Annotated in this window: 18 protein-coding genes, 3 tRNA genes and 4 pseudogenes; 12 read left to right on the top strand and 13 right to left on the bottom strand. The window is 41.7% G+C overall.

Going from position 1 to position 23,112, the window contains the following annotated elements; all coding sequences use genetic code 11:
• Window positions 1–313: 313 nt before the first annotated feature.
• Window positions 314–493, bottom strand: a pseudogene (locus V7K40_RS02075) (winged helix-turn-helix domain-containing protein); the annotation flags it as partial.
• A 178-nt stretch (window positions 494–671) separates the two neighbouring features.
• Here V7K40_RS02075 and V7K40_RS02080 point away from each other — a divergent pair.
• Together V7K40_RS02080 and V7K40_RS02085 are read left to right on the top strand one after the other, a co-directional pair.
• Window positions 672–1,631, top strand: a complete 960-nt coding sequence (locus V7K40_RS02080) for a ribonuclease Z (RefSeq protein WP_334956269.1) — start codon at window positions 672–674, stop codon at window positions 1,629–1,631.
• 570 nt (window positions 1,632–2,201) lie between these two features.
• The gene (locus V7K40_RS02085; protein WP_334956271.1) at window positions 2,202–4,415 is read left to right on the top strand and encodes an exopolysaccharide transport family protein; all 2,214 of its coding nucleotides are present in this window, start codon (window positions 2,202–2,204) and stop codon (window positions 4,413–4,415) included.
• Between the two features lie 93 nt (window positions 4,416–4,508).
• Here V7K40_RS02085 and V7K40_RS02090 read toward each other — a convergent pair whose 3' ends face one another.
• Window positions 4,509–4,670, bottom strand: coding sequence for a hypothetical protein (locus V7K40_RS02090; RefSeq protein WP_334956273.1), 162 nt, complete (start codon window positions 4,668–4,670; stop codon window positions 4,509–4,511).
• A gap of 143 nt (window positions 4,671–4,813) precedes the next feature.
• On the opposite strand from V7K40_RS02090, the gene V7K40_RS02095 reads away from it, so the two are divergent.
• The gene (locus tag V7K40_RS02095; RefSeq protein ID WP_334956274.1) at window positions 4,814–5,959 is read left to right on the top strand and encodes a SpoIID/LytB domain-containing protein; all 1,146 of its coding nucleotides are present in this window, start codon (window positions 4,814–4,816) and stop codon (window positions 5,957–5,959) included.
• 76 nt (window positions 5,960–6,035) lie between these two features.
• Here V7K40_RS02095 and V7K40_RS02100 read toward each other — a convergent pair whose 3' ends face one another.
• A complete protein-coding gene (locus V7K40_RS02100) occupies window positions 6,036–7,334 on the bottom strand; it encodes a hypothetical protein (protein ID WP_334956276.1) in 1,299 nt (432 codons plus the stop codon).
• A gap of 641 nt (window positions 7,335–7,975) precedes the next feature.
• On the opposite strand from V7K40_RS02100, the pseudogene V7K40_RS02105 reads away from it, so the two are divergent.
• Window positions 7,976–8,476 (top strand): annotated as a pseudogene (locus V7K40_RS02105) (group II intron maturase-specific domain-containing protein); the annotation flags it as partial.
• A gap of 215 nt (window positions 8,477–8,691) precedes the next feature.
• A complete protein-coding gene (locus V7K40_RS02110; protein WP_334956278.1) occupies window positions 8,692–9,171 on the top strand; it encodes a hypothetical protein in 480 nt (159 codons plus the stop codon).
• A gap of 90 nt (window positions 9,172–9,261) precedes the next feature.
• On the opposite strand, the gene V7K40_RS02115 is transcribed toward V7K40_RS02110, so the two are convergent.
• From V7K40_RS02115 to murA, 8 genes are all read right to left on the bottom strand, one after another.
• A tRNA-Gln gene (locus V7K40_RS02115) sits at window positions 9,262–9,333 on the bottom strand.
• 343 nt (window positions 9,334–9,676) lie between these two features.
• The gene (locus V7K40_RS02120) at window positions 9,677–10,474 is read right to left on the bottom strand and encodes a WecB/TagA/CpsF family glycosyltransferase (RefSeq protein WP_334956314.1); all 798 of its coding nucleotides are present in this window, start codon (window positions 10,472–10,474) and stop codon (window positions 9,677–9,679) included.
• A 467-nt stretch (window positions 10,475–10,941) separates the two neighbouring features.
• Window positions 10,942–11,217, bottom strand: coding sequence for a hypothetical protein (locus V7K40_RS02125; protein ID WP_334956316.1), 276 nt, complete (start codon window positions 11,215–11,217; stop codon window positions 10,942–10,944).
• Between the two features lie 32 nt (window positions 11,218–11,249).
• Window positions 11,250–11,333: transfer RNA gene (locus tag V7K40_RS02130), tRNA-Leu, on the bottom strand.
• 100 nt (window positions 11,334–11,433) lie between these two features.
• A complete protein-coding gene (locus tag V7K40_RS02135) occupies window positions 11,434–12,555 on the bottom strand; it encodes an alpha-hydroxy acid oxidase (RefSeq protein WP_334956280.1) in 1,122 nt (373 codons plus the stop codon).
• Window positions 12,556–12,677: 122 nt separating this feature from the next.
• Complete coding sequence (locus V7K40_RS02140) at window positions 12,678–13,586, bottom strand: hypothetical protein (protein ID WP_334956282.1); 909 nt, start codon at window positions 13,584–13,586, stop codon at window positions 12,678–12,680.
• Between the two features lie 157 nt (window positions 13,587–13,743).
• On the bottom strand, window positions 13,744–14,622 hold the full coding sequence (locus V7K40_RS02145) for a M48 family metallopeptidase (protein ID WP_334956284.1): 879 nt from the start codon (window positions 14,620–14,622) through the stop codon (window positions 13,744–13,746).
• Between the two features lie 187 nt (window positions 14,623–14,809).
• A complete protein-coding gene (gene murA / locus V7K40_RS02150; RefSeq protein WP_334869585.1) occupies window positions 14,810–16,177 on the bottom strand; it encodes a UDP-N-acetylglucosamine 1-carboxyvinyltransferase in 1,368 nt (455 codons plus the stop codon).
• Window positions 16,178–16,584: 407 nt separating this feature from the next.
• Here murA and V7K40_RS02155 point away from each other — a divergent pair.
• Both V7K40_RS02155 and V7K40_RS02160 read left to right on the top strand, forming a co-directional pair.
• Window positions 16,585–16,665: transfer RNA gene (locus tag V7K40_RS02155), tRNA-Leu, on the top strand.
• A gap of 145 nt (window positions 16,666–16,810) precedes the next feature.
• Entirely contained in the window at window positions 16,811–17,593 is a 783-nt protein-coding gene (locus tag V7K40_RS02160) for an RNA methyltransferase (RefSeq protein ID WP_334956286.1), read from the top strand.
• A gap of 20 nt (window positions 17,594–17,613) precedes the next feature.
• On the opposite strand, the gene V7K40_RS02165 is transcribed toward V7K40_RS02160, so the two are convergent.
• Window positions 17,614–17,862: a hypothetical protein gene (locus V7K40_RS02165; RefSeq protein WP_334956288.1), complete on the bottom strand. Its 249-nt coding sequence runs from the start codon at window positions 17,860–17,862 to the stop codon at window positions 17,614–17,616.
• 343 nt (window positions 17,863–18,205) lie between these two features.
• Here V7K40_RS02165 and V7K40_RS02170 point away from each other — a divergent pair, with 343 nt between their 5' ends.
• From V7K40_RS02170 to V7K40_RS02180, 3 genes and pseudogenes are all read left to right on the top strand, one after another.
• The gene (locus V7K40_RS02170) at window positions 18,206–18,889 is read left to right on the top strand and encodes a glutathione S-transferase family protein (protein ID WP_334956290.1); all 684 of its coding nucleotides are present in this window, start codon (window positions 18,206–18,208) and stop codon (window positions 18,887–18,889) included.
• A gap of 78 nt (window positions 18,890–18,967) precedes the next feature.
• Window positions 18,968–19,090, top strand: coding sequence for a hypothetical protein (locus tag V7K40_RS02175; protein ID WP_334956292.1), 123 nt, complete (start codon window positions 18,968–18,970; stop codon window positions 19,088–19,090).
• An 18-nt stretch (window positions 19,091–19,108) separates the two neighbouring features.
• A pseudogene (locus tag V7K40_RS02180) lies at window positions 19,109–19,396 on the top strand (hypothetical protein); the annotation flags it as partial.
• Window positions 19,397–19,587: 191 nt separating this feature from the next.
• Here the strand turns inward: V7K40_RS02180 and V7K40_RS02185 are convergent.
• Window positions 19,588–21,099, bottom strand: coding sequence for a BamA/TamA family outer membrane protein (locus V7K40_RS02185; protein WP_334956294.1), 1,512 nt, complete (start codon window positions 21,097–21,099; stop codon window positions 19,588–19,590).
• 719 nt (window positions 21,100–21,818) lie between these two features.
• Here V7K40_RS02185 and V7K40_RS02190 point away from each other — a divergent pair.
• Together V7K40_RS02190 and V7K40_RS02195 are read left to right on the top strand one after the other, a co-directional pair.
• A pseudogene (locus V7K40_RS02190) lies at window positions 21,819–22,059 on the top strand (DUF1822 family protein); the annotation flags it as partial.
• A 134-nt stretch (window positions 22,060–22,193) separates the two neighbouring features.
• Window positions 22,194–23,105 carry a beta-1,6-N-acetylglucosaminyltransferase gene (locus V7K40_RS02195; RefSeq protein WP_334956296.1) on the top strand — a complete coding sequence of 304 codons (912 nt, stop codon included), beginning with the start codon at window positions 22,194–22,196 and terminating at the stop codon, window positions 23,103–23,105.
• The last annotated feature ends 7 nt before the right edge of the window (window positions 23,106–23,112 follow it).

The following is a 23,112-nucleotide window of genomic DNA, read 5'->3' on the forward strand; positions in this document are numbered from 1 at the left end:
AGTTTAGGGGTAGCCCTACGCAAAAATAGCTCGATGCCAGGTTTAATAATCTAACCAAAGCCTCCCGATGACCATTCGGGCAGGCTTTTGTTTTTACTGAGAATTGTCAACTTTTGACTGTGCCTGTTTCTCCCAGTCAGTTATCTTTACTAATCTCAATTATGAGCAGGACTCAAAACTATTATCATGGATGTTCGGGTGAGTCATCTCTGGAACAAAAATGTATCCCTCGATAATCCGATTCTCCGCTTCTGTGGCAAAATTTCTAGGAACGGATAGTTTAGCTTAAAGAAATTGCAGTTTCAAATTGAGTTTTTTTCCAGCTTTGTTGTTCAATTGGGTCAGCTTCTCTATATTTAGGTCGTGGCACACGCAGACAAAATATAATTTGCTTGAGGTATTCTCAACCACGCCTACGATCTATTTTTTCACCTGTTAGTTTGCTCAACCAATCTGCCACCTTTGTACCATTCCATAGTCCACGATCTGGACTCTTCTGTGATCGGACTTGATATTATTCCAGAAAAAACAAGAGACAGCATTAATTAAAGAATGATAATTATTATGAAAAAGATAAAAGACGACTTCCTCTCAAAAGTATTTTGCTCATTAACCGTGTCACTATAGAAAATAGAGCTGCAAATTGAGCAATAGGAAGACTAAAGAACGCTGTGCAGATAACATTCTTAGGGACGAGTTCCGGTGTACCCACACGATCGCGCAATGTTTCCAGTGTCGCCCTGAGATTACCCCAAAGGGCAGAATTGTGGTTATTCGACTGTGGCGAAGGCACCCAACATCAAATTATGCGGAGTGAACTGAAAATCAGTCAACTCTCCCGAATTTTTATCACTCATATGCACGGGGACCACATCTTTGGCTTGATGGGACTTCTAGCCACTTGCGGCTTGGCTGGCAATGTGGAACGAATTGATATATATGGGCCACCTGGATTAAATGATTACATTCAAGCTGCCTCCCGTTACTCGTACACACACTTTTCCTACCCCATTAAAGTCTATGCCATCCGTCCAGGAGTAATTTATGAAGACGATGACTTCACCGTTAGCTGTGGTAATTTGCATCATCGCATTACAGCTTTCGGCTACCGTGTAGCCGAAAAAGACCGAACAGGACGCTTTGATATCGAAAAAGCCAAGGCGTTGCAAATTCCTCCTGGTCGCATTTACGGTCAACTCAAGCGCGGTGAAACAGTGACCCTTAGCGACGGACGGGTGATTGATGGCACCCAATTATGTGGCCCTACAGAAATAGGTCGAAAAATTGCCTATTGTACAGACACAATTTATTGTGATGGTGCAGTGCAATTAGCTCATGATGCAGATGTCTTAATTCACGAAGCAACCTTTGCCCATCAAGATGCAGACATGGCTTTTCAGCGATTGCATTCCACTACCACAATGGCAGCGCAAACAGCTTTAGCTGCTGGGGCACATCGACTGATTATGAGTCATTTCAGTCCTCGCTATGCTCCTGGCAATACCTTGGAGTTGAAGGATCTCCTTAAGGAAGCCCGTGCTATTTTTCCCCGTACTGATATGGCTTATGATTTCATGATTCATGAAGTACCCAGGCGGCGGGAAGTAGAGTTAACCAAGCTAGGCGTTTAAATTTTGATTTCAGATTCTAGATTTCCTATTGAACCCTTCTAATCTAAAATTTAAAATTAACCAGGCTCTATCTTAAAGTTTAGTAGTCCAACTCATAACGTCCAGTAAATAAACAGCAGTTTAGTTTGGCGATAAAGTAAACTATTTAACCAAAGGACTTACGGTGAAATAAGTGTATCAATAATCAATAAATATTATGATTCAAATATTTTTCTTAATTTGGTTTTTATATTACAAGTTATCAAAATAACTTTAACATATAGTAGTGTTGTGAATCAGAGAATTTTTTACTTAAATACTTAGGAAAAATAATTAATTTTCCGTCAAGATTTTTCTTCTCTAAAGAAAATGTTTATTGAAAATTTATTCTTCCAACACTGATTAAGAATTTATATGCATGAATTGATGAACATGCAAGCGCCAGTTGGCATAATATTGTGCCAAGTGAGCTTGTCATTATTGGAAGAATAATTAAGTATGTTGTTGCAGCTATAGGTGTAAAAAAACATTTCACATTTCTCATAAATCTTCCAAATAAATATAGTCTTTCGATATTAGAGGAGTTTGATAGTGGCTAAGACTAGTCTGAATCAAGAGCAACAGGTTACTACTTCAGCACAAGGCGCAGTTGACATCAGACAATTATTTACTATTTTGCTTCGTCATCGCTTTCTGATCTTGGGGGTTTCTTGTGTAGTTATGTCTGCTGCTAGCCTCTTGACTGTCACTGCTAAACCTACTTACCAGAGCAATATGCAGATATTGGTGAGTTCCAATTTATCTGAAGGAGCACAGTCAAATAATATCCCAGTAGATGCAGATAATCAGGTTACTGATTCCAATTCTCAAGTTGTTGATTCCACTACTCAGATGAAACTCATGCTGAGTTCTAAGTTGCTTCAGAAAGCCATAGATTTACTTCATTCTGATTATCCTGATATTACCTTAGAGGATATCAATGGTCAAACAAAACGGAACAAAAAAACATCTCTAGAAGTGACTCCAGAAGAAGGAGGCATAGGAGCTAATAAAGTTTTTAGTCAAGTATTTAAAGTTTCCTTCAATGATGACGATCCAGTCAAAGCACAAAGAGTACTTCAATCTCTACAGAAAGTCTATCAAAACTACAACAAAGAGCAACAAAAAGAACGTCTGAATCAGGGACTGGCTTTTGTAAACGCTCGCCTACCTGAGATAAAAAAAGAGGTGAGTAAAGCTGATAAAAATTTGGAACAGTTTCGCAATAAACATAAATTACTCAATCCCGAAGTCCAAAGTAAAATCCTGCTAGAATCTCTAGCCGATATTCAACAACAGCTACAAACCACTCGTGCCAATCTTCAAGACGTAAACGCTCGCTACGATAACTTAGAGCAACAAATAGCGTCTTCATCTCAGCAGAATGAACTAATTTCTTCTCGTTTAAATCACTCAAGCCGCTACCAAGCACTATTGAGTGAAATTCAAAAGACTGAACTAGCATTGGCTAAGGAGCGGCTGCGCTATACAGACGATTACCCATCGGTACAAAAACTAAAACAGCAACGTCAAAGTCAACTGTCGCTATTACGACAAGAGGTGAAAGTTATTACTACTAGCAGTAAGGGAGAACCCCTCTTAAAAGGGCAAATAGTAGGGGTTGATCCAAACCTAGTAGACGAGTTTATTCTGGTGCAGACAACTGTTTTAGGACTAACTGCAAATGAAAAGAATCTAGCCGAGTCAGAACAGCGACTCCGCTCTGAGCTAAATAAATACCCAAGCTTGATAGCAGAGTATAACCGTCTGTTGCCAAAGGTAGAAACTAGTCACAAAACCCTTGAACAACTCCTTCAGGCGCAACAGTCCTTAGGACTGAAAATTGCTCAGGAAGGATATAACTGGCAAGTTTTAGCAGAACCGGCTCTAGGTACTTATACAGGGAACAACAGATTATTACTTTTGGTTGGGGGAGCAGTAATTGGGCCGATTTTAGGTATTTTAGCAGCCCTGATTTTGGAAAAGTTTAATGACGCTATTTATTGTGCGGGAGATTTAAAGAAACTGACGAACCTACGTGTACTGGGATCAGTACCGAAACTACGGTCGCGTGGTGTCAAAAAGCGGCGGCTGAACCTACCTTGGAATAGGCAGCGAACTTCAGATTCCTCTGTAGTAGAAGCCACTACTAAATTGCCCGTCCATGAAACCTTGGACATGATCTACCAAAATATTCAAATATTAAAATATCCTTTACCCTTCAAGTCGTTGATGTTGACTTCAGCACTACCAGGGGAAGGGAAGACAACCTTAGTATTAGGGCTTGTGGCTAGTGCTACCCGAATGCATCGACGGGTATTAGTTATTGATGCTAACCTACATAATCCTAGCCTGCACAAAATCCTGGAACTATCCAATGACTGGGGACTATCTCTATTATTAGTTGATGAGACAACTACTCATTTTCAAGATTATATCCAGCCTATTCACCCCTCTATTGATATTTTGACTGCTGGGCCTGTACCAGAAGACACGGTGAAGTTGCTCAGTTCTCAAAGGATGAAAGAACTAATGGAGTTATTTGAGCAAACATATGACTTAGTACTGATAGATGCTCCGCCTATTTTAGGCACAGTTGATGCCAGAATTGTGGCATCTCTTTGCAATGGTATCGTAATGGTAGAGCGCATGGGTAAAGTAACCCGAAGTGAACTGACTCAAGCTACAGAAATTTTGAGTAAGTTGAATTTAATTGGAATTATCGCTAATGAAGTGAGCAATTCTCAAAAGGTATTGGCATCGTAGGCATACCTAAGAAGACGCCAAGAGTGGGAGACGCACCGACGCTCTTGAAACTCTCCGTGTCTTTGCGTGCCTGTGTCCTTTTTTGTCCGGTTTTTAAATGCAACCGCACTGATATTTGTAGGATGAAGCACGGGTAAGAACTTCTGGTATACGCGATCGCAATAGCAATCCTAAATCATTCGTGAACAAGGAGATCCCGGACTTCTCAGAGAAGTCCGGGATCTTAGCCTTGCCAAGAGCGAGTGTCAAGATCATCTGATTTCTACTTTATAGCTAAAGCAAAATGCATAATTAGTAGGAGGTGGCAACCTCCTGCGTTGGAGAAGTGTCTCATCTTAAAGTAGTAGACGCCATAGTTGAGAGCGTCAAATAGATACTAGTGTGATTAGATGATCAGCATGAAATTCCAACTTTACTTAGGCTCTTTATTTTCCCAGATTAAAGTACATCATTCGTGGGTAAGTGTCCTTTTGTGGATAGCTTTGGTTGCCCCAGCCCAAGCATCTGTAATTCTGCGTGTGGCAATTGAGAGAGGGGTTAATCAGGTAAAAGTGGGCAGTTCCACTACTGGGATCGTCAAGGATAGTACTGGCCGGACTCTCGGAGAGTTGCCAGCCATGAGTGCATATTATGCCCAAACCATTCCTGGCGGAGTTGCTTTAGATAAGTGGCAGTCTGGTTTATTTTGGATTGAGCCAACTGGTAAAGGATTCGTTTATATTGGCGATCGCTGGTATCGGGGTAGAACTCTGGTTGTCCCTACAGAAAAAGGCTTAACTGCTGTTAACTGGGTTGATGACCAAGAATATCTCTACAGCGTTCTGGGTGGCGAAATGGATGCTAGCTGGCCCCAAGAAGCTTTAAAAGCCCAAGCGATCGCAGCCCGCACCTATGCCCTCTACGAACGAGAAAAACAGCGGAATAATCCTATTTATGATTTAGGTAATACCCCGGATCGTTGGCAAATTTACAAAGGTGTCATTAGTGAATCTCCTGCTACTTATGCCGCAGTGGATTCCACATTAGGGCAGGTACTAACTTACAAAAACCGGATTATTCTTTCAGTTTTCCACGCTTGTTCTGGGGGACACACTGAAAATGTGGAAGATGTTTGGGGAAGCAACGAGCCTTACCTACGGGCTGTTCAAGACTACGACCAAAATATCCGCGAGTGTAATTGGGTGAAAACCTTCTCGCCTACTGAAATTAGCGCTAAATTTCCTGAGGTGGGCAATGTCAAGGATATGATTCCGGAGACATACTCACCTTTCCGCAGTGTTAAAGTCTTGAAAATTGTCGGCAACAGGGGTACAAAAGTGCTACAGGGCGAGGAAGTGCGGACAGCACTTAAACTAAAAAGTACCCGCTTTAGCGTTACCAAGGGAGCTGATGGTAGTTTTGTACTGCAAGGGCTTGGCTTCGGTCATGGTTTAGGCATGAGTCAGTGGGGGGCGTATAATCTGGCTCGGCAGGGAGTGAACCACTTGCAAATTTTGGGGCATTATTATCAAGGTGTAGCCTTAACACCAATTCAGGCGAAGTAAGGAGAAAGTTAGGAGTTAAAAGTTAGGAGTTTTAAATAAATCTTAATTATTCACTCCTCACTCTCAACTCTTTACTCTATTCCCCACTCTCACGTTCCAAGCGCCGTTGCCATTCAGCATCAATTTGTGCAGAACGCTCAACTTCCTGGTCAAGTAAGTCAGTTTCGCTAGAATACACTAAATCTTCATTGCCAATAACTTTTTCTGTTGCAAATTGTTGAGCATAGTCGATTTTTTGTTGCAAAGGTGCATCAGGACTTGCCAATAGCCTTGATCGGGAAAGGCGATCGCGGTTGCGATCAACAATTTTACGATTACGCCACCGAATCCAGAAATAACGCAATAACGGTACACCTAAAAAACCTGCTCCGTAAGCCAATAGCAGCCAATAAATTCCTTGCACAAAAGCTACCAGTCCACCTAATTGGGCAGCAACTGTGCCATCTCTCAACAAACTTCCCAGTACTAAAGCACCAACAAAATTTAGTACACCCAACCCAGCACTCAGCATAATTTGCCCTGAACTTGCGGCACTAAAACGCCAGGGTAATTCCTCCAAGTAAGCTGATATTGAATGACGGCGTTTTTTAACTGCACTCACCTGTAACTCTGGGAAGTAATAAACAATTTGCCCTTCCGGACTTACCATCGGTTGCCCATTAAATCGCGTCAGAACAGGCAGCATATAATCTTCGTACTCTCTTGTATATCCCTCGCCAATGTCATCCAAGTATGGGGCAATTTGTTCTGCTACCACTGCGCCACGGTTACTCCGAATCACCGTAGCAATTTCTTGCCAGCGGCGTTCTTCTAAGTTGGCGTTTGGATTCCCATCACCAAACAAAAACGAAAACACAGCTTCAAAGAAATTCAGATTGCTTTCTTCCCGGCTTCCACGTCGCCGTTCCTGGTAATGGGTGTCATAATTTGGGCTAAGATACCAGAATAAATTTGGAAAATAGAAAAACCCCCCACCGCCGGAATTACTGCCCCGATTGTTGCCGTCACGGTCTGAATTGGCAGCAGTAATGATAATGAAGATGGTAACAGTTATCAGGACGATGGAAAGAGTTAAGAAAATTCCAAAAGAAATGCGAATCAGGTAAAACAGAACACTCCAGACCTTTTTCCACCATTCCTGCAATTGTAACCGGAAGTATTTATTACGCAAAATTGCTCGAAAATTTGGTGGGAAAAGGTAAACTATATCACCTGAATCCGCTACCTGCAAATGTCCCCCAGCATCAGATGCCAGGGCTAACAAGCTTTGATTAGCTTCAGTGACGTTCAATCCTGCCTGAGTTGCCACATCACCAACGGTGACACGATAACCCAGCTGTTCCACAGCTTGCATGATGGTGGGACTGGGAGCCATTGCTCTCCCCTCCTGTTAAACTTATTCTCCTTTTCTTCAGTATAAAGTTTTATTTTGAGCGACTTGGCAGGCGCAGGATTGAAGCATGAAATCATTAAGTGCGATTCGTTGATTAGTGAATCTCGGTAGCCAGTCCGTAAATAACTAATCCAGCCCGACAGCAGATTACTGTCACCAAGGCTGAACTCTCGGTCAGATGCAGGTGAAAGCCCTGCCAATCAGACTCAGATTTGACTCCTTATCTGCGGACACCGAACAAGCTTGGTTTCTTGTAGAGTGAAGCTGGGAACAGGGGCAACCAGATGACCGTTGCGGGTTGACACTGGCGCTAACAGGGAGTTCCTACGGTGAAATCGAGCCTAGAAAAGCAACCTATTTCAGAGCAGGACGCAACGTCTAAAAACCTGACTCCACAGGAGCTAATTCCCGCGGCGTTTTTTTAATGGACAGCGGTAAGAGTCCAAGGAATCCAGTGGTTGAATTGGCTACACCTAACGGAACAACGCCACATGCTACAACGGGGGGAACCCCCGCAACGCAGTGGCTCATCAATCTCTCCGAGGGAACGAATAAAAACGAACTGTGGGTCTTGGGGCAGTCGAACCCCAGGTAGGCTAGACAAGCAGCGGAAATCCCTCAGTGTCAACAACTCGAATTATGGTACTACCACAAAGGCTATGAAACTAGCTCCGGTAGTCAGAGGATGGAGAAATTACCATAAGTTCTGCAAAATGGACGGTTCCAGGAACTCCCTGCATCACATCCAAAAAAGAGCCTATAAGGTATTTAACAAGGAAAGCAAACAGAACCGCTATTCTACCAAACAATTGGTAGATAAAGCGTTTCCAGCAGTTCCTTACTCCGAAAATAAACACGTCCTTGTCAAAGGAGAAAAATCACCTTTCAACGGAGACATCACTTACTGGAGCGAACGTAACAGCAAGCTCTATGGCGGCAAAACCTCTAAAGCTCTTAAGAAGCAAAACCATAAATGTGCATCCTGCGGCTTAAAGTTCATCGATGAAGAACGAGTTCACTTGCATCACATCGACGGAAATCACGCCAACTGGGAGAAAAATAATCTTGAAGCAATTCATGAGAGTTGCCACCATTACAAGCACATCAGCAAAAGCGCAAGCTAAGAACATCGGGAGCCGGATGCACAGAAATGGGCACGTCCGGATCTAATTGAGAGGTGCGGGAGATAATACTCCCCATCGACTCAACCAAATATAAATCACATGAATTTGGCAAACCGACACTGAAATAGATTTACCAATAAATAACCTGATACGCAAGATGTTATAATTATTTTCCTCAGCTTGGTTAACCTGCAAATTTTCTGCTCAAATCAAATATGGTTCAGTACACTCTCGCTCAAAGCCCAGAAATTATCCTCACTGTTTCTGGAAAAGATTCAGCCAAAGCCCGTGACAAAGCAATGGATCAGCTGATGGAACTAATGGATGCAGGTAAGCTACCCACGGAACTAGAAGAAGGATTTGGCCCTCAACAATTAATTGAGGTTAAAGAGCCAACTATTGATACTGCTAGCGGTGAGGATACCATTACACAAGCTGTTCAGGTGCTGAGTAACTTGGCCACACTCAAGCTGAAAGTTCAGGAGTCACGAACTGAAGCGTTGGAAATTCGCAAAGCTGTTGATGTTCTGTTCTCCGACGAGTCGATAACTGAAGAGGAAATTACTCGACTCAAGGAAGGTTTTAAAGTTCTCAAAAATTTTGCCCAAGCTAATGTGCGTTACCAGGAAGCGCGATCTAAAGCAGAACAGGCTAGGCAAACTCTGGATCAAGCTCTCAAATCGCCTGATAAGTAACATTTACAGAATTAGATGCATTGATACGCATCTTAAAAATGTAATTAAATTACTTTAAAAGACAGGCTGTTATGCCTGTCTTTAGATTTACTGGGGCGCTAGGATTCGAACCTAGGGATGGCGGGACCAAAACCCGCTGCCTTACCACTTGGCTACGCCCCAACGACTTTACTTTAGTTAATATAGCAGTTAATCCTGGGTTTATGTCAAGTACTTTAATAGCTGATTTCAGATCATGGGTTTTTACACCGGGACATTAATTGGTCGAAATGCTTACACCTAGCCTCTTTGAGCATTTTGGGGTGAACCCTAGAATCAACGTTTGGCTGTATCGTCGAACTGACATTTTTTTAATGATGCATAGGCGTAGCCCACTGTAGGCATCACTAGCCCAAAAATTGTGTTTGTTTACCCCCTTTTCGACAGAATTTTAAGCACTATTACTTATTGACAAATTATTTATGACCTAAACCTCTCACGGATGGTCTACCCTATTTCCTTTTTCTTAATCCCCAGTGTCGTGAAGGAAGACCGCTGCAATACGACTTGATGATAGTAGTTGCTTCGTAGCCAGCCATATAAATAGTGGAATGGTCTTAGCATAGCGACTGCAAAGTCGGCGCGGTTCTTGAATCCATCGATACAGCCATTCAAGTCCTAAGTCTCGAACTATGCGGGGTGCCCGCTTGTGAATTCCTGCATAAACTGGGAAAACTCCACCCAGTCCAATCATTACAGCTTGTATCTTACCCTTATGTTGAGCTATCCAATTTTCTTGTTTGGGACATCCCAAAGACACTAAGACGGTGCTGGCACCACTAGAATTAATCTTTTGAACCAAAGCTTCGTCTTCAGTTTCAGTCAGGGGACGAAAGGGTAGAGGTTCCATCGCCGCAATCTTCATCTGGGGAAAGTCCTGCTCTAACCTTTTTCGCATCCTAGAAAGAATTTCCGTTTGGGAACCTAGAAAGAAAATACTAAGATTTTGTGTTTGAGTTAGCTGACACAATGCTAGGAAAATATCCATCCCTGCCACACGGTCTTGGTAAAGCGCTCCCATTTTTCGCATCATCCATACAAGAGGCATACCATCAGGAGTAACTATATCTGCATTTCGTAATACGGTAGCAAACTCTGGATTCCAATGAGCTTCAATGAGCATATGTACATTGGCTACATATACAGTTTTACTTTCACGCTTATTGGCCCACTTCAGTATTGTTTGTACCTGGTGATCAAAGCGTAAAGCAGTAATAGGAAAATCAAGCACTTTTTTAGTAGGTAGAAGCACTCTTGCCACTATCAATAACTCCTGTGTCCAAGAAAAAAATCCATAGATTACCTAGACCAATCCGAATATTGAATAATTCGGATTGGATGACTCCTGACTTTTTGTCGGCTTGTGTCATCATTGGAAGTTAACACGTGGAGGTGCAATTGCCTTCTTAGTATACTTTTGGCTTAATCGGTAATACTAGAATTATTTGGTGTTGTGTCCTAGCTTACTGTTTTAAGCTAGGAATTTTAGACGCTGTTTGCCAAAATTCATACTTCCTTTATAATAAATTTTTGATAGATTCATGCAAGCATTACAATTGCGATAAATTCCTATGGATATATATTTATCGCGTAATATTTGCTACATTTAAAAATTATATAGTGAAGCCAAATCCCATAACTCAGTCTGATGATTTTGAGATGTAAGTATCCACTTAAGAGGTTTAATTCAAATTGGTATATTTTAAACGAATGGCTAATAATTTTTTCTTTTTATTTTCCAAATTTATTACAAATTTGATTTATTCTATATACTGAAATATCCCTACAATTTATTTTTTTATCCAACAAAAGCTCAAAAAATAAGGGGAAGATAATCTTATCTTCCCCTGGTATATTGTTTTTATTATTGTCTGGTTTGTTACTTTCCTTTAGTCTTTGCCGTAACATTTGCCTTTGCTTTTTAAGTTGCCGCTTCCTTGCAGAACCGCCTCTACCTTTGTCATTCCTGCCTTCTTTACGGGGAGATTCCCATCTTTTCAGGCGCATCACTTTTAACCTCTTTAATACTTATTTGCTAGTGGGCAGGAGGAGAATCGAACTCCTATGACCGCAAGGCCGCCACATTTTGAGTGTGGTGCGTCTACCAGTTTCGCCACCCGCCCTTATATCCAATCTTAACTATTATACTCTAATTGAGGGATTTTGTAACTAGTCTGAAAATTAATTCTCAAAGTTTTGCTGGAATAATAGCTTTTATAAGGCTTAAAGGCGTGGCAGGGTCAACAAACTAGGGTCAATATCCTCTAGTTTGGCACAGCCGCTAAGTGCCATTCCCACATTTAACTCATCTTGTAGGAGTGAGATGACATGAGATACACCGACTTGTCCTGCTACTGCTAGTCCCCACAAAATGGGTCGTCCGATCAGTACCGCTTTTGCTCCTAATGCCAGAGCTTTGAGAATGTCTGTGCCCCTACGAATGCCTCCATCCAACAGCACTTCTACTTTACCATCCACTGCTGTTACTATTTCCGCTAGGGCATCTAAAGAAGTGATCGCACCATCGAGTTGTCTGCCACCATGATTGGAAACAACAATTGCTTTGGCTCCATATTCTACAGCCCGAACAGCATCATCTCCCCGTAAAATTCCTTTGATCACTAAAGGTAGTGGAGATAAAGACTGCAACCATTCCAAATCGTGCCAAGTTACTGCTGGGTTTAGCTGTTGGGCAAAATAGGTAAATAACCCAGATTCGCCTTTTTCTTGGGAAATATCTAGTTCTGAGATGGTGGCGAGATTAGCCAGATGTAAGTGTGGGGGTAAGGCAAACTCGTTACGTCTATCTCTCTCCCGTTGTCCGAGAACAGGTGCATCTACAGTCAGACAAAGTGCTTTGTAGCCTGCTTTATAGGCTTTTTCTACCAAAGCACGAGTTAATCCCCGATCTTTATGGCTATAAAGCTGGAACCATCGCAGAGAATCTGGAAATTTATCACATGCAGTCGCCACTTCTTCAATGCTCTTTGTTGCCAGTGTACTTAACACCATGCCCACACCAGCTGATGCCGCAGCGAGAGCCGTGGCAATTTCTCCATCTAGATGAGCTAGACATTGAAAAGCCATCGGCGCAATTAACAAAGGTAGTTGCAGGGGTTGTCCTAAAATAGAGGTAGTTAGATTGCGATCGCTAACATCGACTAATATCCGAGGTCGCAGCTTGACTCGCTCAAAGGCAGCACGATTATCCCGCAACGTTATTTCATCCCAAGCACCACTGCTATAGTAATCAAGCGTCATTTGAGAAAGATACTCTTTTGCTAGCTTTTCGTACTCAAAGAGATTTATGGGTTGAAAGCGATCGTCATTGGTTACAACTGTCATGGTAGCGGCTGTGGGTTAAGCAATAGGATGTTTTTTAATCCAATTGTCCGATTGAACAAGCTTAAAATTTTCATTGATTTCTTAGTAAAGGTGAAAAACCCAGTATCTTGGATTGAGTTCTTCTAAAGGAACCTATTTAATAATTCTTCCCTGGATAGTTGCAGTAATAAAGGAGTAAATTCCTCTGGAGATGATGTTAATAAAGCTTCAGTAATTACTCTTAGTTCTGCATCTAAAGAACCAAAGCGAACTTGCAACAAATTCTCTATAACATTACGACCTTCTGCTTGAATTCCTTCTTGGATTCCTTCTTGGATTCCTTCTTGTTTGACTTCTGCTAATTTTTGCTCGTAAATAGGTGATAAGCGCATAATTAAATTTCTATCCTCCTCGTCTATATTTTGATTGAATTCTAAGGTAATCTTTAAATTTAATAATAAATCAATTGCTTTGGAACGTAAGGGATTATTTTTGGGAAGTGCTTCTAGTTCATTTATCGCTTGTTGCTGGACTCTTCCCTTACCTAAAATTCTCAACCATAGTGTTTCTTCTGTACACGGTAATTGGTGAATTACCACAATTGCTGTTCTCAAATAATCGCCTAAAAAATGTACTCCTATTCCCCAATTTTCTTCATCTAAGTTAGTTCTAAAACCATCCAATATAGATTCATAAGCTGTGGGTGACAAAATCCACAAACGTGGTAATTCTGATTCTGCAAGCCGATTTTTATCACCTTTAGCTTGACGTTTTACTTCAGCAAAGATATCAAACAACTTATTCATGCAACTGCGGATCTCCGCAATTGTAGCCGCATTTCTAAATGGTTCAACTAATGCAGGTTCAGCCGCAAATTTTCCTAACAGCCCTAATTTTATTGTATTTTTTGTGGATTGAGGTGGAGGTACAAAATAAACATCAATTTCTCGAATTTGGGCTGGAACTTTCCGACTTGTTTCCACTTGTCCCAATGGTTGTAACAATTCTTTAAGATAGTCTTTGGCGAACTGGTCGTAAGGAAACCTGGCCATTAGCTGATTTTTGGGCTGTACCAGTATTTTACATCACAGTGCAATCGCCCATAGCTTGCCTGAAGAAATTTAGGATGTGTGATCGCATTAGCGAATCCTCTGGAGTATTGTAAGCTAAAACACATCTAATTTGCATAATCAAATTTCATCAGTAGCTCTACCAGTTTCGCCATCCGCCTTTGGGTGTAACTTCATTACTTGTAGACTTCAGTCCGTGACTTTGCAACAGAGTTTGATATTCTGTGCTGCTTGCCCAACGGTCAATTTCTCGCGCCCGCAGCACTGGTACTGGATGAGTTAATTGGGCTGTACGGGCAGCTTTGACCATTTCGCCTAATTCAGTCTTGCTAATATCATCGTAAGCGCGGGCTTGGGCAACAAAGGCGTCGAGATTCAGTTGTGGCGCTAAGGTGGGGGAACCACCCGCCAGCTTCATCAACACTGACATGACAACTTTGGGGTCTTGGGTTGCTAGTAATGCGGCGCGATCGCAGGTAAACTCAGCACAGCGAACCCATTCTAAAAGCTGCGCCTGTATCGCTTGAGCAACGAAGGTGCCGACATTGGGCACAATCGCCGCAGCTAATATTAATAAATTTACAGGAGTCAAATAAACGCTATGGTCACACTTGAGATGCCCCAATTCGTGGGCAATTACTGCTTGTATTTCCTCTGGTGTGAGGATATCAATCAGGGATGTGTGTAGCACAACAAAGGGTTGCTTACCCCGCACAGCAAAAGTATAGGCGTTGGGAGCCGGATGTTGCCGGACGTACAACTGGGGAGGCTCTATATCCAGGATTTTACAGGCGTCTAACAACAGCTTATATAAATCGGGCAGTTGCTGTTCACCCACCAGAACGCTGGAGGCAATATTTTCCACATAGAAAACCTGTTCTGCCATTGGCCCGAGCCAATTTCGCACCAACATATCTATGCCTGGTATTTGCTTGAGCGTTTTGGTAGCTTCCAGGTCTAATGGATGACGAAATGAGTCAGCTTTTAAACCAATTAGCGGGGTTTTGAAGAAGGACATAGTGGAGCAAGCTATAAAAAACACAACTATGGAATCTGGCTGGTTAAATAAACAGCCTCCCACAGTTAGTATAACGATTTAAGTAGGGTGGGCAGGGGGAGCAGGGGAGCAGAGGGAGAAAATTTTACCTTGTCTCCCTCGTTTCCCTCATTCCCCTTGTTCCAACGTCAGTCTCAACCGATCAATTTCAACTTGAAAGGCTACTAATGCTGGAAGCGATTTCTGCATCTGCTGATGTTTCGCCCACGCGCAGGATTTTAGCTCCCAATTGCTGCAACTTCACATCAAGTCGATCATAGCCGCGATCTAGGTGCTGTAATCCCTGAATTGTGGTTTGTCCTTCTGCCGCCAGTCCTGCTATGACTAGCGCTGCTGATGCTCGTAAGTCTGTGCCTAATACTGGTGCGCCTGACAATTTCGGTACTCCCCGAACGAAAGCAGCGTTGCCTTTGACACGAATATCTGCCCCCAAGCGATTCAACTCTGAGGCATGACGTAAGCGATTTTCAAAGACGGATTCGTTAATCACGCTGTCGCCTTCCGCCAATGCCAGCAAAGCCATGAACGGCGCTTGCATATCTGTGGGAAAACCTGGATGGTATTGGGTTTCAATATCCGTTGCCTTGAGGGTTTCCGCTGGCAGAACGCGTAAGTATTCAGGCTTTTCCTCAATTATTGTCACCCCAATATCCCGCAACTTGGCAATCACTGGTACAAGATGTTCTGGAGCCACCGGCGAAAGGGTAAGTTCTGAGCGGGTAATTGCTGCTGCCAGCAAAAACGTCCCAGCCTCAATGCGATCAGGAATAATACTGTAGTCAACAGAATGTAACTTGGGTACTCCTTCAATAATAATCCTGCTAGTCCCTGCCCCCTCAATCTTGGCTCCCATTGCGTTACAGAAGTTAGCTAAATCAACTACTTCCGGTTCTCTGGCAGCATTTTCGATGATCGTTTCGCCCTCTGCCAGGGTAGCCGCCATCATCAAGTTTTCCGTCGCTCCGACGCTAGCGATGTCTAAGTAAATCTTCGCACCTTTTAATCTCCGGCTGCTGCCAGGGACGTAGGCATTACAAATGCCATGCTCAATCTGTACCTCAGCTCCCATTGCTTGCAGACCTCGGACATGTAAGTCAACTGGTCTTGCTCCAATAGCACAACCGCCTGGTAAGGGCATCTGCGCTACTCCCAATCTTGCCAGAATGGCACCAATGGCGAAAAAACTCGCCCTCAATTGGGTAACTAGTTCGTAGGGAGCTTTTGATGTTTTAATTTCGCTGGCATTGATGTCTAAAATGTCACCTTGCCGTGTTAAGCGTACACCTAAAGCCGATAATACCTGACCCATCCGCTCTACGTCCGCTAATAAGGGGACATTGCGGATGCGACAATCGCCCGGACACAGTAAGGCTCCAGCCATGATTACCAGTGCTGAATTTTTTGCCCCACTAATTTTCACATGACCTCGCAAAGGATGCCCACCCCAAATTTGCAAGACTGAGGAGTCTGCTTTTGGAGCAAATTTGGCATCTGGTAAGCTGCTAGAAGGATTAATAAGCCTACCTCCAAAAGTAATACGTATTTTATATGCTTGAAGTTGGTTTTGATTCTACAGTAAAGATTCAATTTGTCCACCTTTTAGGACAACATCTTCGATGAAAAAATTGTTTTTTTGGTGAAATTTTCGGGCTGACAACAAGCAATAGCAAGCTTTTTGAGCTTTTGAAAATTTTAAAAAAAAGAACTAATAATTAGTAACTCTAAGCAAAATTAAATACTCAGTAAAATAACTTAAGTGTTCTCTAAAAATCAATGCTGTACTGTTGAGTTAATATTTTGATTCTACCTATCCCCTAAAAAACTCGTTTCTAAGTTGAGATTTTTAAGGAAGTGTGATGTTTTCACTTGACAAAGGTAAAAAATTACGCAATAGTAAGAAATTGTCGATAAAAACAATTGCCAGCGGAACTGGCGGAATGGCAGACGCGCTAGATTCAGGTTCTAGTGCCGCAAGGCTTCCGGGTTCAAGTCCCGGGTTCCGCATACTAATTTTGGATTTTAGATTAGCGATAGCGCAGCGTTAGCGAGTCCGCGAGCGTCTTTGTAGATTAATCCAAAATCCAAAATCGTTCGAGTGAGCGAACACAAGAGCGTCTCTAAGAGTTGCCGAAGTCCAAAATCCAAAATCGTGTTGACCAGTTTACAAAATTCCCTAGTCAAGCAAATTCGCAAACTCCACTCCACCAAGGAGCGGCACAAGCAGCAGTTATTTTTACTAGAAGGGACGCACCTGTTAGAGGAAGCTTGTGCGGTTAATTACCCGCTAGAAACAGTGTGTTGTACTTCAGATTGGCAAGCAGCCCACTCCTCACTGTGGTCACAAGCTTGTAGTAAAAGCGATCGCACCGAAATTGTAAGCGAGGAAATATTAAATGCGATCGCTACTACAGTCCAACCAGATGGTGTGGTGGCAACGGCAAAACGAAGCGTTGACCAAACTCAACTACCATTGACTGGTTTAATCCTAGCTTTAGAAACGGTGCAAGATCCCGGGAATCTGGGTACGATGATCCGCACTGCTGCTGCCGCTGGAGCATCGGGGTTGTGGATAAGTGGAGATAGTGTAGATTTAGATAGCCCCAAAGTTCTCCGTGCTTCAGCAGGGCAATGGTTTCGCCTAGCAACGGCGGTAACCGAAGATTTAAAAGCGACAGTTCAACAAAGTCAGCAGGCAGGAATGCAGGTAGTGGCAACCTTACCCAGTGCGACTTTAACTTATTGGGAGGTGGACTGGCGAAAACCCAGTCTAATTTTACTGGGAAATGAAGGTGCTGGATTGTCAGCAGATTTGGCAGCGACCGCAGACAAGCAAGTAAGAATTCCTCTGAGTCCTGGGGTGGAATCTTTGAATGTGGCGATCGCAGCCGCTTTAATGTTGTACGAAGCTCGGCGGCAAATGATTTGTCAGTAATGAATTTTAACTTTTTACCCCTATTTCGTTTTTGTTATTTCTTCAAGATATTGTTCAATATCAGCAACTGCATCCTCAAGAGCCGCTAAATCAATATTTATCAAGTCTTGAGCTTCGACTTCACTGAGACTACTAGTATCCAGTTGCGGGAGTTGTGGGATTTCTTCTTCCTGAGTTGAACTTTCTTGTAAGATATCCTCCAACTGATCGAGGGATTGTTGAAACACTTGATCAGCGGCGCGGCGCTGTTGTGGCTGAATTGGCTCCATAATATTGACTTGAAAATCCTGATTTATTGACCTAATTTTGATTGCAGTTCCTACAGATTTAAGTTTTGCACTTATAACATCATAATTGTATGCTGTATCAACTTTAGCAGTGGTTATCAAGAATATCGATACTTGGCTTTGGTCACTTTTGCCAAGCCGTCTGCAATTGTTGGGACTTGTATTTTTGTAAAGACTATGAGATATTTTTATCCCCTTGTACGCTAATTCGACCGATAAGCCGTAGTATATTATTCTGTATGTGATAGCACTTTTTTTTGCGTGTCAACTAGGTAATGTCTAGGAATACTCCGCGTCTACGCAATATTTACAAGGAAAGTATTTTATGAGCACCGTACAACTTTACTTTGCTAAAGCCTCCACCTTTTCCCAAAGAACCCGTGTGGTTTTACTGGAAAAAGGAATTGACTTTAGCGCCACTGAAATTGACTTACAAAATAAACCAGATGGTTACACCCAGATTTCGCGCTACGGCAAAGTCCCTGCCATCAAACATGGGGATATCGAAATTTATGAGTCTGCCATCATCAACGAATATCTTGATGAAGTCTTCCCAGAACCACCTTTATTACCCCGCGATCCAGGTGCTAAAGCGATCGCTCGGATCTGGATCGACTATGCCAACACTCGCTTTGTACCCGCCTTTAACAAACTCCTGCGTGGTAAAGATGCTCAAGAACAGGGACAGGGACAAAGAGAGTTTTTGGAATCGCTGTTGTACATTGAGCAAGAAGGACTAGGTAAGCTCTCTGGTGATGGCCCTTACTGGTTAGGAGATCAGCTGAGTTTAGTCGATATTAGCTTTTATCCCTGGTTTGAACGCTTGCCTCTCCTGGAACACTTCCGCAATTTCACCTTATCAACAGAAACCCCTCGCTTGCAAAAATGGTGGAATACTGTGCGCGATCGCGAGTCAATTCGGGCTGTGGAAAATCCTGCAAGCTTCTATTTAGAACGATTTGCCAAGATTCTTGGTGCGCCCACTGCGGTTGCTTCTGCTCAAAAGTAAGACAAGAAATAGGGAACAGGTTAGAGTCTCTGTCCTCTGTGATTAAAACATTGTTGAATTCACTGGGAGATTTAACCCATGAGCTTAAACAGTCAATTATTCAAGGATCTACCGCATGTTGAGGGAGAACTCAATTACCTCACCCCGACAGCAGAAAAACGTGTCAACTACACCTACGAACCATCGGTAGGGATTCCATAGCGAAGTGGGAAGTATGAGGTATACAAACTCCCAATCTACGATGCTCGGACAATCTCACAAGATGTGTCCTTGGATCAACAGGGATTCGCCTTGGCCGAACACCACACCACTATTAAAGACTTTTATGATCAGGATGAGGTGCGCCACATTTACTACCCTGAGGCCGAGCAATTCCTCAAAGATTTGACAGGTGCCCAAAAGGTGATAGTGTTCGATCACAACCTCCGTAATGCCGAAATATTTTCTGATAAACATTTAATTGTGGTGATAAAGTTTCTTGACAGCCTTACTCTAAGTTGTTCTTGATTAGTTGATAATTCATAAGCATAACTTATAGTATAGGCTAGCTTTTTTATCATTTAAGTTTGAAGCGGCGATCGCTAGACAACAGATCCCTCTCAACTGCTGACTTTCGATCTACTGAGTATATTTCTTAATGAATGTTAGCAAAAAAGTATCGATTAACGCAAAGAAACGCAAAGTAATTACAGTTGGGCTTAAAATCGCTGACCTGTAGTAACTTCAAATCTAACTTCTCCTTGGTCGCTAATTCCTAAGTCGCCTCGAATCAGCCCAAAAGATGACTTCAGTCTCAATCCTAAGCCGTAGCCAAAGCCACTTCCAGGTTTGTCTCGCAGCACTCCTGGTTCTCCTAGCACGGTTTCGCTAGACCCGAAATCTGAGGCTAAGTCACTAAAGAGAATTCCTCCTATTGACTGAAAAATTGGGAAACGATATTCCACAGAAGCTAAACCATAACTCCGACCACTGGCAACTTTACCATAACCGTAACCTCTAACAGAATTTAGCCCACCAATATTAAAAGCATCAGCTGGTGGAAAGTCTCCAAAAGTTGTGCCAATTTGTAAATTAATAGCCAGCATTTCTGGATTGTCAGTTGGTCTACCATTACCTATCCAACTGACTGGTAAATACTGAATATAGTCTCCCCGTAGGCGGTTGCTGGAAATATTACCCAGTCCAATGGGAATCGCTTGTTCTGTACTGAGGGTGAGGATTGATCCTTGAGTCGGATTGTCTCGGCGATCGCGTTGATCTCTGGATACAGCAAATGATACTGTAAATAGGTCATCAATGCCAGTACCGCTGACAGATAGGGGACTCCCTAATCTATCTACCTGTGCAACGTTATACTCTTGATCGCGGAGGCTAATCCTGGTATAGTTGAGAGCCACAGATGTATCCCAGTCATCGAAAGAGCGTAAGAGTCCCACAGAACCACCAAACCTTCCCTCGCGCACTTTGTTGCCGTTAGCCAATCTGATATCTTCGTTGAAGGTTCCCGATATATTTCGACTACGAAAACTTCTAATGTTATAGCCTAAGCGGTTTGGTTCTCCAGGACGATAACGACTAGTGAACTGACTATTAAACTGGACATCTTTAGTGCTAAACTGCACAGTTGTATCTAATTTATCGTTAAGACCACTGATATATGCATCTTTATAACCCACCCGACCGTATAGCCCAACATCATCGTTACTACCGCCTCCTAAGATTAGAGAAGGGAAGCGACGCTCTTTAATTTTATAAATGATATTAACACTGGAGGCATCTTCTTCTCGATTAACATCTACTTGATTAAATGACTCTAATCTCCTTAATCGTTGTAAGTCTGCTTGAAGCAAATCCTCACGGAATACCTGACCGGGTTTGAGTCTCAGCAGACCAATGATAAAATCTGTCTGAGTCCGCCCTTTAATTAACTGACCTTTGTCATCGAGCAACTCATTTTTGTGATTAATAAAACGAATCTGGATGTCTCTGACAACTTTTTGGGAAAATTCCAGCGCTTGGCTATCTCCTGAAGTCGCTCCTATATAATTACCATATTTGGCATACCCTCCCTCTATATGGATCGTAGCTTCCGGCGTTACAATACCACTAGCCCCATCCTGAGTAGAAGATTGCGAGTCTGCAAGGGCTTCTGGATTTTTCCCACCCACTAACATTACCGCGATCGCAACTACAGTTATTTGAACTCGCATATTGAAAATCTGTTAGTGTTATTAAGTTTACGACATAGAGCGGATTTATTGTACGTAAGTATTATAGTTCTGAGGGAGGAAGCATTGGGAGCATCTCAATAAGTGTAAAAATGGCTGCTAAATTCTGCTAAATATGTACGCAAGTATGATTATCCTACCCCGAAGTCTCTCAATACCCCCAAAGATGGCAATAGACATCTGATGAAAAAGAATGTAGAGACGCGAAACTTGCGTCTCTACAAGGGTTCTGGATAACGCATATTTAATTTCACCAGATATCTAATGATTCGTGAGAGTGGCTAGATAATCTTACCGGAAGTCAACAACAATCCCTAATCGATGAAATTGTAGCCGAAGAAGAACAAAGTAGAATCTCTCAGCAAACAGAGATTAACAAAGTTTTAATCATGGCGATCGCTCAACTTGAACCGCAATTACAGGAGATTGTACAACTTTACTACTGAGTGCGGCTAGGGTGCAAGGTGTTGACCAAACGCAACCAGAGGCTATTTTATCTTGTCAACTATCGATCGCAGGTCAATCAATTTTGGATATATGGAAAAATAGAATTTAGATTGATTCCAACAATCAAGTCACTTGCTTGTCAAAAAATGTTTGGATAATAGAATTATTCTCGCGTTTAAATTCGCAGGTCTCAAACATGCATTAAATAATGGAACGCAAGAATCTTCTTTTCGATTATCCAAAATTTAAAATTCGGTCAAACCTGCGAACTGCTGATTATACGACAAGGCGAACCAGACGTGGCGCTTTGAGTTACGTAACCTCACTGTAGGTACAGCCATTCCGCGTGGTTTTAAACTCCGACTACTCACTGAAGATTTACAGCCCTTTTCCAATAACGAAGATATCCCTATAACCGCCGTAAAACAACTTTATGTAGAAATTGCTTTAGAGCCTTTCAAGCTAACTTATTATATCGAACTCCGGTTAATATGATACAATCTTAAAGTTTGCCTTTATATCTGGTTATTTTTTTAGGTTTTCATCATTTCGTAATGAAGCTTAAATTAGATGCTATAGCATGAGGGTAACGAAAGAAACAAATTTGTTTCTCTACCAAGATAATTTTTATGAAAATAGCATATATAATTTTAGCACATAATTATCCTGAACAATTGGTACGGCTTATTTTTAAGTTGAATACAGATGATGTTTCATTTTTTATCCATATAGATAAAAAAACAGATAAGACAATATATTATCAGATATTTAGTCAGTTAAATAAATTATCAAATGTATTTTTTATCAAGAGATATAATTCACAATGGGGAAGTTTTAATCTGGTAAAAGCTACTTTAGAAGCAATAAATGTAATAGAAAAAACAGGACTGGAATTTGATTATGTTATATTCTTATCAGGTCAAGACTATTTGATAAAAACAAATGCATATATCAAGAGATTTCTCCAAAAGAATCAAGGGAAAGAATTTATAGAATATTTTTCCCTACCTTATATTTACTGGAAAGAAGGCGGTTTAATAAGAATAGAATCTTGGCACATCTATTGGAATCATAAATATTTTTGTATTCCCGAAAAGCGTGAATTGAAATCTCCTATTGTATCTTTATTATATTCATTTTTAATTTTGCCTTTAGTTAAAAAACGCAAACTTCCTGAAGGCTTTGCTATTTATGGAGGTTCTCAATTTTGGTGTTTAACAGGAGAATGTATAAAATGGATAAATATTTTTGTAAAGCAAAATCCGAAGTTTGTTAAACGTTTTAATTACACTTATTGTACAGATGAGATATTTTTTCAGACACTTATCTTAAATTCACCTTTTAAAGACAAGGTAGTTAACGATAATCTGAAATATATAGATTGGGGTGACGACATTTATGCCTATCATCCAATAATTTTAGAGAAAAAGGATTTTGAAAAAATCAGGCAATCAGAAAAATTATTTGCTAGGAAGTTTGATACAAGTAAAGACTCGGATATATTAGATATGATAGATAAAATGATATTATTAGGTAAATAGTAACTTG

The sequence above is a fragment of the Nostoc sp. genome (genome assembly GCF_036917195.1).
Lineage (GTDB): Bacteria > Cyanobacteriota > Cyanobacteriia > Cyanobacteriales > Nostocaceae > Nostoc.

Coding starts and splice junctions, on each gene's coding strand:
- V7K40_RS02165 (WP_334956288.1), bottom strand. CDS start 17,862: ATGGAGCCAATTCAGCCACAACAGCGCCGCGCCGCTGATCAAGTGTTT.
- V7K40_RS02110 (WP_334956278.1), top strand. CDS start 8,692: ATGGTTCAGTACACTCTCGCTCAAAGCCCAGAAATTATCCTCACTGTT.
- V7K40_RS02195 (WP_334956296.1), top strand. CDS start 22,194: ATGAAAATAGCATATATAATTTTAGCACATAATTATCCTGAACAATTG.
- V7K40_RS02095 (WP_334956274.1), top strand. CDS start 4,814: ATGAAATTCCAACTTTACTTAGGCTCTTTATTTTCCCAGATTAAAGTA.
- V7K40_RS02125 (WP_334956316.1), bottom strand. CDS start 11,217: ATGCGCCTGAAAAGATGGGAATCTCCCCGTAAAGAAGGCAGGAATGAC.
- V7K40_RS02145 (WP_334956284.1), bottom strand. CDS start 14,622: ATGTCCTTCTTCAAAACCCCGCTAATTGGTTTAAAAGCTGACTCATTT.
- V7K40_RS02135 (WP_334956280.1), bottom strand. CDS start 12,555: ATGACAGTTGTAACCAATGACGATCGCTTTCAACCCATAAATCTCTTT.
- V7K40_RS02140 (WP_334956282.1), bottom strand. CDS start 13,586: ATGGCCAGGTTTCCTTACGACCAGTTCGCCAAAGACTATCTTAAAGAA.
- V7K40_RS02100 (WP_334956276.1), bottom strand. CDS start 7,334: ATGGCTCCCAGTCCCACCATCATGCAAGCTGTGGAACAGCTGGGTTAT.
- V7K40_RS02175 (WP_334956292.1), top strand. CDS start 18,968: ATGAGCTTAAACAGTCAATTATTCAAGGATCTACCGCATGTTGAGGGA.
- V7K40_RS02090 (WP_334956273.1), bottom strand. CDS start 4,670: ATGATCTTGACACTCGCTCTTGGCAAGGCTAAGATCCCGGACTTCTCT.
- V7K40_RS02185 (WP_334956294.1), bottom strand. CDS start 21,099: ATGCGAGTTCAAATAACTGTAGTTGCGATCGCGGTAATGTTAGTGGGT.
- V7K40_RS02170 (WP_334956290.1), top strand. CDS start 18,206: ATGAGCACCGTACAACTTTACTTTGCTAAAGCCTCCACCTTTTCCCAA.